The 14,868-nt window shown below is 41.3% G+C and carries 14 protein-coding genes; 11 read left to right on the top strand and 3 right to left on the bottom strand.

All coding sequences use genetic code 11. The features are described 5' to 3' along the window. Positions 1–173: 173 nt before the first annotated feature. Complete coding sequence (locus O9334_RS12530) at positions 174–1,298, top strand: three-Cys-motif partner protein TcmP (protein WP_288000413.1); 1,125 nt, start codon at positions 174–176, stop codon at positions 1,296–1,298. On the opposite strand, the gene O9334_RS12525 is transcribed toward O9334_RS12530, so the two are convergent. Next, positions 1,288–2,064, bottom strand: a complete 777-nt coding sequence (locus tag O9334_RS12525) for a DUF5131 family protein (protein WP_045360882.1) — start codon at positions 2,062–2,064, stop codon at positions 1,288–1,290. The two genes, O9334_RS12530 and O9334_RS12525, sit on opposite strands and share 11 nt — an antisense overlap. Before the next feature lie 1,099 nt (positions 2,065–3,163). Between O9334_RS12525 and hcp the strand changes: the two genes are divergently transcribed. The 5 genes from hcp (at position 3,164) to O9334_RS12500 (ending at position 7,088) form a co-directional block, all read left to right on the top strand. Then, on the top strand, positions 3,164–4,792 hold the full coding sequence (gene hcp / locus O9334_RS12520; protein ID WP_190380576.1) for a hydroxylamine reductase: 1,629 nt from the start codon (positions 3,164–3,166) through the stop codon (positions 4,790–4,792). Between the two features lie 85 nt (positions 4,793–4,877). Then, positions 4,878–5,594 (top strand): bidirectional hydrogenase complex protein HoxU, encoded by a 717-nt coding sequence (gene hoxU / locus O9334_RS12515; protein WP_002760545.1) that lies wholly within the window; start codon positions 4,878–4,880, stop codon positions 5,592–5,594. Between the two features lie 8 nt (positions 5,595–5,602). Next, positions 5,603–5,998, top strand: a complete 396-nt coding sequence (locus tag O9334_RS12510) for a hypothetical protein (protein ID WP_190380577.1) — start codon at positions 5,603–5,605, stop codon at positions 5,996–5,998. A gap of 2 nt (positions 5,999–6,000) precedes the next feature. After that, positions 6,001–6,462: a hypothetical protein gene (locus O9334_RS12505; protein ID WP_045360876.1), complete on the top strand. Its 462-nt coding sequence runs from the start codon at positions 6,001–6,003 to the stop codon at positions 6,460–6,462. 77 nt (positions 6,463–6,539) lie between these two features. Next, positions 6,540–7,088 (top strand): NADH-quinone oxidoreductase subunit B family protein, encoded by a 549-nt coding sequence (locus O9334_RS12500; RefSeq protein WP_002740992.1) that lies wholly within the window; start codon positions 6,540–6,542, stop codon positions 7,086–7,088. A gap of 597 nt (positions 7,089–7,685) precedes the next feature. On the opposite strand, the gene recG is transcribed toward O9334_RS12500, so the two are convergent. Continuing rightward, the gene (gene recG, locus O9334_RS12495; RefSeq protein WP_288000412.1) at positions 7,686–10,154 is read right to left on the bottom strand and encodes an ATP-dependent DNA helicase RecG; all 2,469 of its coding nucleotides are present in this window, start codon (positions 10,152–10,154) and stop codon (positions 7,686–7,688) included. A 67-nt stretch (positions 10,155–10,221) separates the two neighbouring features. Next, positions 10,222–11,115: a hypothetical protein gene (locus O9334_RS12490; protein ID WP_288000411.1), complete on the bottom strand. Its 894-nt coding sequence runs from the start codon at positions 11,113–11,115 to the stop codon at positions 10,222–10,224. Positions 11,116–11,356: 241 nt separating this feature from the next. Between O9334_RS12490 and hypE the strand changes: the two genes are divergently transcribed. From hypE to O9334_RS12465, 5 genes are all read left to right on the top strand, one after another. Continuing rightward, entirely contained in the window at positions 11,357–12,427 is a 1,071-nt protein-coding gene (gene hypE / locus O9334_RS12485) for a hydrogenase expression/formation protein HypE (protein WP_045360870.1), read from the top strand. Between the two features lie 256 nt (positions 12,428–12,683). Next, the gene (hypA, locus tag O9334_RS12480) at positions 12,684–13,028 is read left to right on the top strand and encodes a hydrogenase maturation nickel metallochaperone HypA (RefSeq protein ID WP_045360863.1); all 345 of its coding nucleotides are present in this window, start codon (positions 12,684–12,686) and stop codon (positions 13,026–13,028) included. Next, positions 13,019–13,831, top strand: coding sequence for a hydrogenase nickel incorporation protein HypB (hypB, locus tag O9334_RS12475; RefSeq protein WP_190381248.1), 813 nt, complete (start codon positions 13,019–13,021; stop codon positions 13,829–13,831). Before hypA ends, hypB begins: the two co-directional genes overlap by 10 nt. 47 nt (positions 13,832–13,878) lie before the next feature. Continuing rightward, entirely contained in the window at positions 13,879–14,277 is a 399-nt protein-coding gene (locus O9334_RS12470; protein WP_190381247.1) for a helix-turn-helix domain-containing protein, read from the top strand. 17 nt (positions 14,278–14,294) lie between these two features. Further along, positions 14,295–14,483 (top strand): DNA adenine methylase, encoded by a 189-nt coding sequence (locus tag O9334_RS12465; protein ID WP_288000410.1) that lies wholly within the window; start codon positions 14,295–14,297, stop codon positions 14,481–14,483. Positions 14,484–14,868 lie beyond the last annotated feature (385 nt).

The following is a 14,868-nucleotide window of genomic DNA, read 5'->3' as shown; positions in this document are numbered from 1 at the left end:
CTTTTGCATGAGTGCCTCTTGCATGAGTGCCTCTCCTGATATGTAGCCTATACTCAACGGATTTAGTATAATTCAAACAAAAATAAGGTATGTTATATTTGATTAACGCATCCGACGAGAGCGACTTGCCGCTACCTTAAGCGCCTTCGGCATCGTAACTATTGATATAGCTTATGACCGAAAATTCCTTCTTCAATGAGCAAAAAGAACAGTCCTTGATCAAAGCTAGGATTGTTGAGAAATATTTCTGGGCTTGGGCAAAAGTTATAATTTCAAAAGTTAAGGGATCGTCTTCAGTCCAGAAAATCGCTTATGTTGACCTTTTTGCTGGTGCAGGACGATATAAAGATGGCTCAAAATCAACCCCAGTAAAGGTTCTAGAAACTGCCATCGCCGATAAAGATATGCGAAATATGCTGGTATCGATCTTTAACGATGCCGATGTCGAAAATGTTAATTCTCTTCAACAAGCTATAGATTCAATTCCGGGCATAGAAAATTTAAAATACCGCCCTCAAATATCAAAATATGAGGTGGGAGAGGACATAGTTAAAATCTTCCAAAGCATGAAATTAGTTCCCACTTTATTTTTTGTTGATCCTTGGGGTTACAAGGGGCTATCTCTTCAACTTGTTAATTCGGTCGTCAAAGATTGGGGTTGTGATTGCATCTTCTTCTTCAATTACAATCGCATCAACATGGGTTTAAATAATGATGCAGTCAAAGAACACATAAATGCGCTATTCGGACAAGTACGAGCAGATCAACTCCGCGAACGATTGAAAACACTTACTCCACAAGAGCGTGAGTTAACCGTTGTAGAATATATCTGTGAAGCCTTGAAAGAAATGGGTCGTAAATATGTTCTTCCATTTCGTTTCAGACATGAAATGGGAAATCGTACTAGCCATCACCTAATTTTTGTAAGCAAGCATCCTAAAGGCTATGAAATTATGAAAGAGATAATGGCTAAAGAGAGTTCTGAACAGACGCAGGGCGTACCATCTTTTGAGTATAATCCTGCAACTCTTCAACAACCATTACTCTTTGAGCTAACCAGTCCTCTTGATCAACTGGAATCTATGTTGTTGGACAATTTTTCAGGTAAAACTATGACGATGGCAGAGATTTACGACCAGCATCATCCGGGAAAACCGTACATTAAAAAGAATTACAAAACTGCCCTTAGCAATCTTGAATCTCAAGGAAAAGTCACAGTACATTCACCCGAGGACAAAAAACGGCGAAAAGGAACGTTTGCGGATGATTTAAAGGTTACATTTCCAGTTAAGCAATAAGCTCTAATTTTTCTGAACGCCTCGCTGATTTAAGTGGGACACTTCCCCATTTTTGGATATGCTGATTCCAAGCATTAGGCATCTCGTCCCAGATTTTATCATCAAGTAATCTACCCCCTGCTTTCGGTGTCCTTCCCCCAACTTGTTTGAAAAAAAATGCTACCCCTGAATTTTGACATTGATTGCGGATATCCCTTGCCCAGTCAAGTTTCATCGGGCGATGTTTTTGCCCGGATTCTCCGCCGACAATAACCCAATCAATGCCAGTTAAATTAAGTTCTAGTGGTCCTAAAAGTGGCTCACAGGAAATGAAACGCACTGAAACAGGCACTGTCCGAAGATATTCAATCCGATCTATGTGGTTTTGGTTCTCGACAGATACACCTAGCCAAATGTTTTCTGGAAAATCTAATTTAGACGCTAAATCACCTAGACGGCTTTGTCGCTTTGTTAGAATCTGATATATATGCCAAGGTGTTGAATGAATAACTGAGAAAACTTGTCTGATAAAGTCGAGAGGCACATCATCATGAAAAAGGTCACTCATTGAGTTGACAAAAACTCGACTGGGAGTGCGCCAACGTAAGGGTTCTTTCAATCTTTCTGGATGCAAAGTTAAGCTGAATCCATTGGGAAAGTTCTTGGGAAAACGCTGTGTAATAGCTTCGGCATAACAATGCAGGCAGCCAGTGCTAATTTTATCGCACCCGGTTGTTGGATTCCACGTTTTATCAGTCCACTCAATACCAGTGTTTATACTAGACATATTTTAACTCCACAAGCTATATCTATGACAGACGCTACCTGCCGATAATTAGCAATTTACTTGTACTATACCATTGTTTGACAAGTACAATTGTCGCCGCACTCACTTTCTACATTACGCAATCGTCAATGAGTTGCGGTGTACACAAAATATTACATCGTTTAACGAAAACAACAGGCACTTACGAAGTTATAACCGATGCTATGAAATCTAAGCGGCGATCGCTTCACCGGCAATCTCTAAGTAGGGCTTGCTGAATAAATCTAAAAACCTTTTTGGATAAGACTTTTAGACTTTTTTGAAATCCAAAAGTGCCAGGCATGGGAGTGATCAGGGGAAAAATTCAGGTACTTTTTCCCTGAAAATTAGGTAATTGACCACGGCGGTTCGACAAGCTCACCGTCCACTCGACTGATCTCACGGCCGAAGCCTGCCCCCAGGAAAAACTTTTTCAGCAAACCCTAATTAATTTTGCCTGCTGAAAATTTCGCTGATTATATCATAAAAATTACCAAAAATACTTAATTTACTAAGACAACTAAATAATTGTTTAATCGGTAATTCTTGAGGAAATCTAAAATCAGAACTCAACCGGCAAAAAGGGTGAGAGAATAAAAACATAGTTCAGAGAGTAAGCTGTTCGTAATTTAAATTGCTTGTTGACTTGCACTCTTGCAAAAGGCAACCCCCCAACCCCCCTAGGGTCGTTTCATTCTCTCAAATGTCATTCTCTCAAATCCTTATCTGGCAACGTTTTAAGTCGATTTCTCGGAAATATATATCTGAAAATTTTTAAAAACGTCGTGCTTTGCTTACCTCATAAGCGATTAAAGGTAGCAAAAAAAGAATTAGATTCGGAGAATGAATCAGCCCTACCCACCCCCCCGATGTCGGGGGGGTAAGGGGGGGTGGGCTAATCTAAGAATAAGCGATTTAAATACGTCTTAGCTTAGAAGCTATCAAGACAAGCTTTGCAGTCGTAAAATCCACAATTCGTGCCGGGTGAAGGCTGATAAATAACTTTCAGACAAGCAGAATTAAATTTAGTAGAAAAAAATCGCAACAATCTGTAAATCTACTGAAAAAAGAGAGAAACCTTATGTTTTGTGAACAATGCGAACAAACCGCTAGTGGTAATGGTTGCCATCAGTGGGGAGCCTGTGGAAAAAGTCCCGAAGTCAACGCTGTTCAAGACTTATTAGTTTATTGTCTGCGGGGATTAGCATTGGTGGTTTTAAAAGCCAAAGAAGCGGCAATATCTACTCGCGAAGCCGATATTTTTACCTGTGAGTCGCTTTTCGCCACCATGACCAATGTTAACTTTGATCAACGGCGTTTTACTGATTATATTCAGCGTTGTTTAGAGATTCGGGAAAATTTAAAAGCACAATTGGGATCGCTTGACTGGTCTGCACTTGCTAACTATCAGCCTAATTTTAATGAGAGTCTAGTCAGCCAAGGTCAAGAAGTATCCTTAGAACTAATTGAAAAAGTGCAAGACCTCGATATTTTTTCCCTAAAGTTAACCGCTATCTACGGAGTTAAAGGTCTTGCTTCCTATACTTTCCACGCTCAGGAATTAGGTCAAGAGGATGACTCGGTTTATCAGGTTATCCAAGAGACTTTAGCGGCAATTGACCGCGGGGATTTAAACCTGAATGATTGGGTGGCAATCTGTCTAAAAGTCGGGGCCGCAAACCTGCGGGCCATGGAATTATTAGATCAAGGTCATACCGAAACCTACGGTCATCCTATACCGACAAATGTTCCCTTAAATCCGCGTCTAGGTAAAGCCATTTTAGTCTCCGGCCATGATATTAAACAATTAGCGGCTTTACTGGCACAAACTGCCAATACTGGGATAACAGTCTACACCCACGGAGAATTATTACCCGCCCACGGTTATCCAAAACTCAAAGAAAAATATCCCCATCTCTACGGTCATTATGGCACCGCCTGGCAAAATCAAACTAAAGAATTTGCTAAGTTTCCGGGGGCAATAGTTTTAACTACTAATTGTCTCATGCCCCCCCACGAAAACTATGAAAGTAAACTCTTTACCCTCGGACCTGTGGGTTATGCCCATATTAACCGCTTAGAAACAGTGGACGGTGCGATCGATTTTAGTCCCGTGATTGCTAAAGCGCAGTCATTGCCCGGATTTACTGAAATAAGCGAACCTCGGCAGGTAATGGTGGGATTTGCCCACAATACCGTTCTCAGTGTCGCTGATACGGTGGTTGATGCCCTTAAACAGGGTAAAATCCGTCACTTCTTCCTGGTTGGGGGCTGCGATGGGGCAAAACCCGATCGCAATTACTACACCGAATTTGTGGAACAAGTTCCCGAAGATTGCATCGTTTTAACCCTTGCCTGTGGAAAATTCCGCTTTTTCGACAAACAACTAGGTAGCATCGAAGGATTACCCCGGCTGATGGATTTAGGACAATGTAACGATGCCTATAGTGCCATCAAAATCGCCCTAGGATTAGCCAACGCTTTTAACGTTAGCGTCAACGAGATTCCCCTCTCCCTAATTATCTCTTGGTACGAACAAAAAGCGATCGCTGTACTGCTCACCCTGCTACATCTAGGGATGCAAAATATCCGTCTGGGACCAACTTTACCGGCATTTATCTCCCCCAACGTCCTGAAATTCCTCTCCGATACCTATCACCTGCAGCCGATTACTACCCCCGCAAAAGACTTAGCCGATTGTCTAAGTTAAAACTTTCTGTAAAAATCCCACCATAGGCCACAAACTGTGGCCTATGGGAAGGAGAGGGATATTATCCTCAAGGAGAATAATTTTTATGTCCGTAATCACTTTAAGCATTGATGGTAAAGATGTAGCGATCGAAGCAGGTTCGCGAGTTCTGGCGGCAGCTAGTCAGGTAGGAATAAAAATTCCCGCCCTCTGTCATCTCGATGGGGTTTCCGAAGTGGCTGCCTGTCGCTTATGTTTGGTAGAAATTGAAGGTATTAATAAATTATTACCTGCCTGTGTAACGGAAGTGGCGGAAGGAATGGTGGTTCATACCGATACTCCAAAACTGAAAGAATATCGCCGCATGACGGTGGAATTATTATTCGCTGAAGGTAATCACGTTTGTGCAGTTTGTGTGGCTAATGGTAACTGTGAATTACAAGATTTAGCCATCGAAGTGGGTATGGATCATAGTCGTTTTCCCTACCGTTTTCCTAAGCGAGAAGTGGATATTTCCCATCCTCTTTTCGGTATCGATCATAATCGTTGTGTTCTCTGTACCCGTTGTGTGCGAGTCTGTGATGAAATTGAAGGGGCGCACGTTTGGGATCTGGCTTATCGCGGCGAAAAAGATAAAATTATTGCGGGAATGGATCAGCCTTGGGGCAGCGTTTCCGCCTGTACTTCCTGCGGCAAATGTGTTGCCGCTTGTCCAACGGGAGCCATATTCCGCAAGGGTTCCGCCGTTTCTGAAAAAGAGGAAGATCGATCGAAGTTGGAATTTTTAGTTAACGCTAGGACTCAACACCAATGGACGCGTTAAAGTAATCAATGGAGGGCGATAGTGATCGATGGGCGCCTTTAGATATCTACGAGCAGAAATTAGCCGCCAAGGTAAGGGAGGACTATGATCAGATTATGGGTAATAATCAAGATATCCTAGCGATTGCCACCCAATACGAAATCTCGGAGATCGATATCCGACGCGCCAAGGATTACGCTTTTGGATCGGGAGTGTCTCGATATCAATTTTTTCCGGAAGGTTTAATGGTAGCAGCTTGGCGAAGACTCGCTGGCGCTCAAGGGAATAATCTTGATCGGATGTTTCTCAATCATGAAATCTACGAATCTGACTTAGTTATTAATCGAGGATTTTCGCAGCAACAAGCGCATTTACTGGCACAAAAACAATATCCTTGGTCCGATTCAATTCAGCAAACAAGATAATTATGACCACATCACCCGAATCGCAATTTCTGCAAGCCCTAGAAATGTGTCAGTCTCTCTCCAATTTGACGGCGCAATTTTCTATTATTCCTTGTCGGGTAATTGAAATTTTGTCTGATGTCAGTCAAGAGCCTAGGGTTTTGTATTCGCTCTTAATTAAATATTCTAGAGAGGTGGATTGTGCTTTAGTTGCCCTAGATATTTATGCCAAAAATGCTGATAATTGGCGAGTAAAAGATCGAGATAGAACCTGTTCTCTTGGTTTTGGAGTGAAAGACCATTGCACGATTTTAAGCTGTTTGCTCAATTTCGGCAAACGTCCTTTTTCTTTTATTTCCTATACGGGAAATTTTGCATCGGAGGCGATTATTTTTGAGCTACTTAAAGACTGGAAAAATCTAGATTTAGCCCCTTTCTTTGAGGAAAAAATGCAAGAGTTTATCCAGGAGGCAAAAATAGCTTAAAAGAGTATTTCTTTTCGTTTGATACTTTTGACAAAATTGCAACTCAGCCAAAAAATACCAATCAAGGAATTAAAATTATGTCTAAAATTCGCTTCGCTACTGTCTGGTTAGCCGGTTGTTCGGGATGCCATATGTCCTTCCTCGATTTGGATGAATGGCTGTTAGAATTAGCCGAAAAAGTTGACGTTGTCTATAGTCCTGTCGGCTGCGATCTGAAAACCTATCCAGAAAATGTCGATGTCTGTTTAGTGGAAGGAGCGATCGCTAATCAGGATAATTTAGAACTAATTCATCTAGTCCGTCAAAATACCAAAACCGTCGTTTCTTTTGGTGATTGCGCCGTAACTGCTAACGTTCCCGCTATGCGGAATATGTTAGGAACTGCCGATCCCGTGCTAAAAAGAGCTTATTTAGAGTTAGGAGATAACACACCTCAACTACCAGAAGAACCCGGTATCGTTCCCGAATTATTAGATCAAGTGCTGCCCGTCCATCAAGTCATTCCCATCGATATTTTTATGCCGGGATGTCCCCCCGATGCGGACAGAATTCGCGAGACATTGATTCCCATTTTAAAAGGGGAATTACCCGTGATGGCAGGACGAGAAATGATTAAATTTGGTTAATTGAATCAGTTATCAGTTATCAGTTATCAGTTATCAGTTATAAGATTTGAGTTTTAAGTTTTGAGTGAGCAGTATGTATTAAGTGAGCCTCATCAAATGCCAGTTTGCTGCTGTCTTTTCGCTGATTATTGATTACTGTTTACTGATTACTGATTGGGTGCATCTCACATTTGTAGAAATACCGACAATCAGCAATTATCAGTGACTCCTAAATTATTACAGATGTGTCAGCGGCTGCGTGTAAGCATCCCACCGAAAAACTAATGCGCTCCGGGGTTTGGGGGCGGCACTTCGACACATTTCGACACATTTCGACACATTTCGACACATTTCGACAAGCTCAATGTAAAGGCTCAATGTAAAGGCTCAATGTAAAGGCTCAATGTAAAGGCTCAGTGACCGCGCCACGCCCCCAACGGGGGGTTTGGGGGGTAGAACCCCCCAAAAGCTTGGATTGAGTAATCAGATCTGAAGTAATACTAAATCCCTTGAGTATAGGCTACATATCAGGAGAGGCACTCATGCAAAACGGAGAATAAATAATCAGTTTTTAATAACTGGATTTAGTATTACTGATTACTGAACATCTCCCCTAAATCAAGTTAAAATATCCGCTCCTAACATCCGTTGATATTTAGCTTCTAAAGCTTTTTTTAAATTAGGCAAAGTGATTAAATGGGGATCATCTAACATAATTTTTTCGGCGGCATCTCTTGCCAAAACTAACACCTCTTGATCCTCGACTAAACTAGCGAGGGCAAAATCTGGTAAACCCGATTGCCGTTGTCCTAAAACTTCCCCTGGACCGCGGAATCGCATATCCATTTCCGAGATAAAAAAGCCGTCTTGGGATTGTTCCAAAACCGTCAATCTTTGACGAGAATTAGCACTATTAGTGCCACTTAAAAGTAAACAGTAGGATTGATGGGAACCTCTGCCTACGCGCCCCCGTAATTGATGTAATTGTGAAAGGCCAAAACGTTCGGCATTTTCAATTAACATCACCGTAGCATTGGGAACATCTACCCCCACTTCAATAACCGTAGTTGAGACAATAATTTGCAGAATATTATCGCGAAAAGCTGTTAAGATTTCCTCTTTTTCGGCGGAACTCATGCGACCATGGAGTAAACCGATATTAAAATTGGGAAAAATCTTTTCTGATAAATTTTGATATTCTTCCACCGCAGCCCTCACATCTAATTTTTCCGATTCTTCAATCAAGGGAAAAATCACATAAGCTTGTCTGCCTTGGGCAATTTCACGGCGAATTAAATCATAGGCAGCCCTTCTTTGATTGCCATTTAAAGCAGTGGTTTGAATCGGTTGCCTGCCGGGGGGTAATTCGTCAATTTGACTCACATCTAAATCCCCATGCAGGGTTAAAGCTAAAGTACGGGGAATCGGTGTTGCTGTCATGGTTAAAACGTGGGGAGACTCTCCTTTGCTTAATAATCTTGCCCTTTGTTGTACCCCAAAGCGATGCTGTTCATCAATAACAACTAACCCCAATTTGCGGAAATTAACTGCATCTTGAATTAGGGCATGAGTTCCCACTAAAAGTGGTAATTCTCCTGTCTCCAATTGGGCGTGAATTTCTCGCCGTTTAGCGGTTTTTGTGGAACCAGTTAATAATTCTACGGGTAAATGTAAGAGATTAAACCAGCTAACTAACTTACGATAATGTTGTTCTGCTAAAACTTCCGTGGGAGCCATTAATGCCGCTTGATAACCGGATTGTAGGGCTGCTAAAATAGCATAAACTCCGACAATTGTTTTGCCAGAACCCACATCCCCCTGCACGAGACGATTCATCGGGGTGCTAGAATCTAAATCCTCTAAAATTTCCTCAATAACTCGTTTTTGAGCATTGGTTAATTGAAAGGGAATTATCTGATTAAATTGATCAATTAATTGACCCCTAGCACTAAAAACAGCACTTTTCTGTGTCTGACGATACTGTTGCCGCCGCCGCAGAAAACCCAATTGTAAAAAGAAGAATTCATCAAAGACTAATCGCCGTCGCGCTTGACTGAGAATCTCGGCATTATTGGGGAAATGAATGTTAGTAATTGCTGTTTTTAAATCGATTAATCCGTATTGTTTTCTTAGACCGAAAGGTAGGGGGTCTTTTATCGCCTCTACTGCCCCAAAAGCGGCGACTACAGCCTTTCTAATTAGGTCGGCGGGTACTCCATCGGTGAGAGGATAAACCGGCAGAATACGCCCGATTTTTAAGGACTCAATACTTGCGCCAGAACTGTCTAATAATTCAAATTCAGGATTTTCTAAAGTTACCCCATATTTACCCGCTTTGACTAAACCACTAACCGCCACCACTGAACCGACGGTATAGAGTTTTTTTTGTCCTTCCTGCCAAGCACGATTAGTATAGCGAGTTCCCGCATAAAAACGGTTTAATTTTATCTGTCCAGTGCGATCCTGTAAGAGCAATTCAAAGATAGCCAACTTGGTATTTTTGGGGCTAGTAAAACAATTACAGCGCTTGACATTCCCCACTAAAGTTACCGTTTCCCCCTCGGTTAAATTAGCGATATTGACTTGACGACTGTAATCAATATGATCCCGGGGATAATAATATAATAAATCTTCAACTTTGTGGAGGTTTAATCTTTCTAACAGACTGGCTTTTCTCTCTCCCACTTCCGCTAGATATTTCAAGGGTTGTTCGAGGGTAACTTGCCGTGGAGAATTAGTCTTTGCCGTGATGGGAGTGGTATTAATAATTTTCGCTGCGACTGGTTCTTTTGGGGTGGGGGCTGCTTCTAAAGTTTGCCGTAATTGTTGCAAAAAATTGCGCGTTTCGGTGACTAATTGTTGTCTTTGTTCGGGATTAAATTGGGAGTATTGGGCAAATTTTTGGGCTAATTCTCGCCAGCGATTTCTCTCACTGGTGGCAATTCCCACGGGAGGATTATCCCCGAAACTAAGACAGAAAAACTCGCTAAAACGGTATTGATTTCCCTGAAGATCGGGATAACCTTTTTCCGCTTCTACAGATAAGGCTTTTTGTAATCTCACCCAGTCGGGTATTTCCCCTTTCATAATTGCCTCTTGATTCCAAATTTTCCGGTATTATGCTTCCCTAATACCTCTGTTTGATCATAACTGATTAATCATACCAACTACTGCGCCACGCCGCTTCTGCTTGAGCGATAGTATATTCTTTGCGAATACGATGATATTGTTCCCCTAGACGATTTAATTGTTCCCAAAGGGAGCGAATTTGATTTCTTTCGACACTTAAGCGCGTGTCAGCAAATTCCAGTTCAGCCATTCGTAGATGAATTGCCGTTACTTTAGTGACTTTGCCACTCGAAAAATCCCTATCATCCCCATCATCTTCATCTTCATCTTTTTCCTCCTCTAGTTCAGGGTTTTTAGCTTCCACTAAGATGTTTAACATATTATTTACTCCACCTAGGGACTGTCCTTCTTCTCCCGATTGAATTGCCATATCGATAATTTGACTGGGTAGATGAGGGGGAAGAATATAAGCTTTTTGTAGTTGCTGATTAATTTGTCTAGAGAGATGATTGAGAATCTCGATACAGTTTTTTTCCAGCACTCGACAACAATAAAGTAAAATATCGGGGTTATTAATCTCTCCAGTTGCGGCTAGATTTTCCGGTTTGTTTAGAAAAAGTTTCAAGAAATCTGGGGTGTTAACTGTCTCTGCTGGACTTTTAGAGAATCCTACCCCCGAAAATGCCCCTCGATCGAAGCTCTGCTCGCCCAATTGCTGTAAACTAGCCTTAGCCTCTTGTCCTAGAGTTTTGATCTCCTCTTGCAGTTTCTGACGATTGCTGTGGGAGAGGGCCAGAAATTCCCCCCCATAGTAACGGGTACAGATATAATACACTGCCCCGATCGCCTGTTTATAGAGAGATTCACCGAGTAAATCAAGATAAATTCGGTATTTTTCTCGCATTCTTTCGGCTAAATTTGCCACTTCCGTTTCTATGTTCTTTAAATCTTGTTGTAGCTTGTTCAGTTTTCCAGTCATAGAAATTTTACCGAGGGAGAAGTTAGCGATCGGCGAATTCTATTATAGCGACTCACTGTCAGCTATAGCACCCTGTAGAAAAAGTGTCAGAAATACAAGAAACCCATTAAGATAATCTAGCAGTAAGCTATGACAGTGTTTCTCATCAGGATAAAGTGTAACCTAATTTGCTATCGACCACCGACTCCCCAAAACGAAAACTTCGCACCTCACCATCAAGATAACTGCTGTACTTAAATTTATGACTAGCAATCCTTCAGCTTCTTTAAAATTAAAAAAAACAAAAATTACCGACACAAATATCACTCTCTCCCATGGCAGTGGTGGCAAAGCAATGCGGGATTTAATTAACGAGATATTCGTTAATAACTTCGATAATAACTTACTGGCACCCCTGGAAGATCAAGCCCGATTTGAGATTAAAGATTTAGCTAAAATAGGCGATCGCTTGGCATTTACCACCGATTCCTATGTGGTTTCTCCCCTATTCTTTCCAGGGGGTGATATTGGCAGTTTAGCAGTCAATGGAACCGTTAATGATTTGGCTGTCGGTGGCGCAATTCCTCTCTATCTCAGTTGTAGTTTTATCCTCGAAGAAGGTTTATCTATCGACACCCTAAAAACCATCGTTACCAGCATGAAAATAGCCGCCGACAAAGCGGCGGTAAAAATCGTCACCGGGGATACAAAAGTCGTTCCCAGGGGACAAGGGGATCAAATATTTATTAATACCTCTGGAGTCGGAGTAATTGCGGCCGGAATCAATTCCGGTGCCAATAATTTACAAGTTGGCGATCGCATTTTGATTAACGGTTTTCTGGGGGATCACGGTGCCGCCATTCTGATTGCCAGGGGCGAATTAGACTTGCAATGCACAATCGAAAGCGATTGTCAAGCCCTGAATTCTTTAATTTCTGCAATTCTGGCAGTTTGCCCGGAAGTTAAAGCGATGCGGGATGCCACTAGAGGCGGATTAGCCACAGTTTTAAACGAATTCGCTCAAAGTTCAGGGGTGGGAATACAGGTGCAGGAAACGGCGATCCCCATCCGGGAAGAAGTGCGAGGAATGTGCGAATTATTGGGTTTAGAACCGCTTTATCTGGCAAATGAGGGCAAATTAGTCCTTGTCGTGCCTCCAGAGGCGGAAAATCGCGTTTTAGCAGTGATGCGTTCCCATCCTGACGGTAAAAATGCCGCTTGTATCGGGGAAGTCGTCGCTTCTCCCCCCAATTTAGTTTACTTAAAAACCGCTTTCGGCACTAAAAGGATTCTCGATATGTTAGTCGGTGAACAATTACCGAGAATATGTTAATTTTACCTCTGGTAAAAATCAAAAATTGTTGTTAGGGTTAGGAGTCAGTAGCCAGTAGTCAGTAGTCAGGAGAATTAAAAATGAATAATAATCAATTAAATGGTCTATTTACAGATTTTAGGCAATTTAATCCTTATTTTTGCTGTTTTGAACCCTCAAATAGTTGGGGTTTTGGGGTTTTAGTTGAAATTTCCTTGATAACTGATAACTGATAACTGATAACTGATAACTGATAACTGATAACTGATAACTGAAAATGCACGAACTAGGAATCACCCAAAATATTATCGAACTTGCCTTAGAACATTCCCGAGGAATGAAAGTTAAGCGAGTGGTGTTAGAGATTGGTCAACTAACGGCAATTATGCCAGAATCGATCGCTTTTTGTTTTGATACCTGTTGTCAAGGTACTAATATAGAGGGGGCAATGTTAGAGATTCTGGAAATTTCTGGTTTAGGACAGTGCCAAGATTGCGGAAATGAGCTAGAACTAGAATATCCCTATGGCATCTGCGATCGATGTGGTAGTCGTAATATAATCATTTTACAGGGTCAAGAATTAAATCTCAAATCCTTGGAGACAGAATCCTTATGTGTGTAACCTGTGGTTGTTCTGATAACTCGGAAGTGACGGTAACTAATCCGCAAACGGGAACCCATGAACATATTTTAGCCGATGGTACTGTTATTAGTCATAGCCATCACGATCACGATCATGAGCATCCCCATCATCCCGCAGAAATTCACGCTCAAATTCATCATACCACTCTCCAAGTTGAGCAAAATCTGCTGGCAAAAAATAATCTGTTAGCGGCACAAAATCGCGGTTGGTTGAAGGGTAGAAAAACTGTTGCCCTTAATCTGGTTTCTTCCCCCGGTTCGGGAAAAACTACCCTGTTAACTCGCACAATTGCCGATTTAAAAACCGCTATTCCTATCAGTGTGATTGAGGGAGATCAAGCAACAGCTAATGATGCCCAAAAAATTAGTGAAACCGGTTGTCAGGTTATCCAAATTAATACCGGAACAGGTTGTCATTTAGAAGCATCAATGGTAGAGAGAGGATTAATCGAACTCGATCCACCGATGAATTCTTTAGTGATGATCGAAAATGTCGGTAATCTAGTTTGTCCTGCTTTATTTGATTTGGGAGAAAATGCCAAGGTTGTCATTCTTTCCGTCACCGAAGGGGAAGATAAACCGATTAAATATCCCTATATGTTCCACGCTTCTCAAGTCATGATCTTGACAAAAATAGACCTACTGCCCTACGTTAATTTTAACCTCGATCGCTGTTTAGATTACGCCTATCAAGTTAATCCCAATCTGAAAGTTTTTCAAGTTTCCGCTACCACTGGAGAAGGTTTAGATGCTTGGTACAGTTGGTTAAAATCGCTGGTTTAAGTTAAGTAGTAACACACCAAAAAAGTTCAGTCTAACCCCTAAAAACAATGACCCTAGCACTTGACCAAAATATTTATAATCAACTGTTGACTAAATTTCAACCCAAGATTATTGAAAATGAGGAAGAATATGAGCAAGCTCGTCATCTTCTGCTTAATCTAATTAGTAAACAGGATCGACTACCAGAAGAAACCGCGATGGTTAAATTAATGGCGACAATTATTAAGGATTTTGATGCCAAACAACCTCAACCCGAACCAGCTTCACCGCAGGAAGTATTATTACACTTAAGGTCAGCTAACAACATGAAACAAGCTGATTTAGTTGGTAAAATTGGTTCTAAGGGTGTGGTTTCAGAAATTGTTAATGGCAAGCGATCGATTAGTAAAGCTCAAGGGAAAATTTTAGGAGAGACTTTCAATGTTTCCCCCAGTGTATTCATTTAATTCTTTATTAGTTGTTAATGAAAACAACCGTCATTGTTCCCCCGATTAAATGTCAAGGTATCAAAACTAAACTGGTATCATCAATCAAAAGTTTAGCGGATCAGCAAAACTTTGATCGCTGGATAGAACCCTTTTGTGGTTCGGGGGTGGTAGCTTTTAATTTACAACCAAAAAGGCCTTACTTGCTGATGCCAATATTCATATAATTAACTTCTACAATGACCTAAAAACTCAGCAGATCAATCCCAACCTTGTTAAATAATTTCTCGAAGAAAATGGCAACTTACTCAAAGAAAAAGGAGCAAACTATTATTATCAATTGCGAGAAAGATTTAATCAAAATCCCAACTACCTAGATTTTTTATGGCTCTTCGGGAATTGTTATGCAAATAATTAACTTAAAATAAAATTCGATGAGAGTGCCTACCCCTAAAAGTAGCTGAAATCCATGAAAATCGAAAACAGTTTTAAGATACAGTTGCGAATTTCCGTTCGACTGGGAGCATTGCGAAAAGGCTCAAGCAAAGTGCTTGTTGTCACCATTTGCCCTAAAAGACCCAAAGATTGAGCATTTCCCCGTGTATTAGGGTG

This window comes from Microcystis sp. LE19-8.1F (assembly GCF_027531715.1).
Classification (GTDB): Bacteria; Cyanobacteriota; Cyanobacteriia; order Cyanobacteriales; family Microcystaceae; genus Microcystis; species Microcystis wesenbergii_A.
This window is presented reverse-complemented; position numbering and strand designations above follow the sequence as displayed.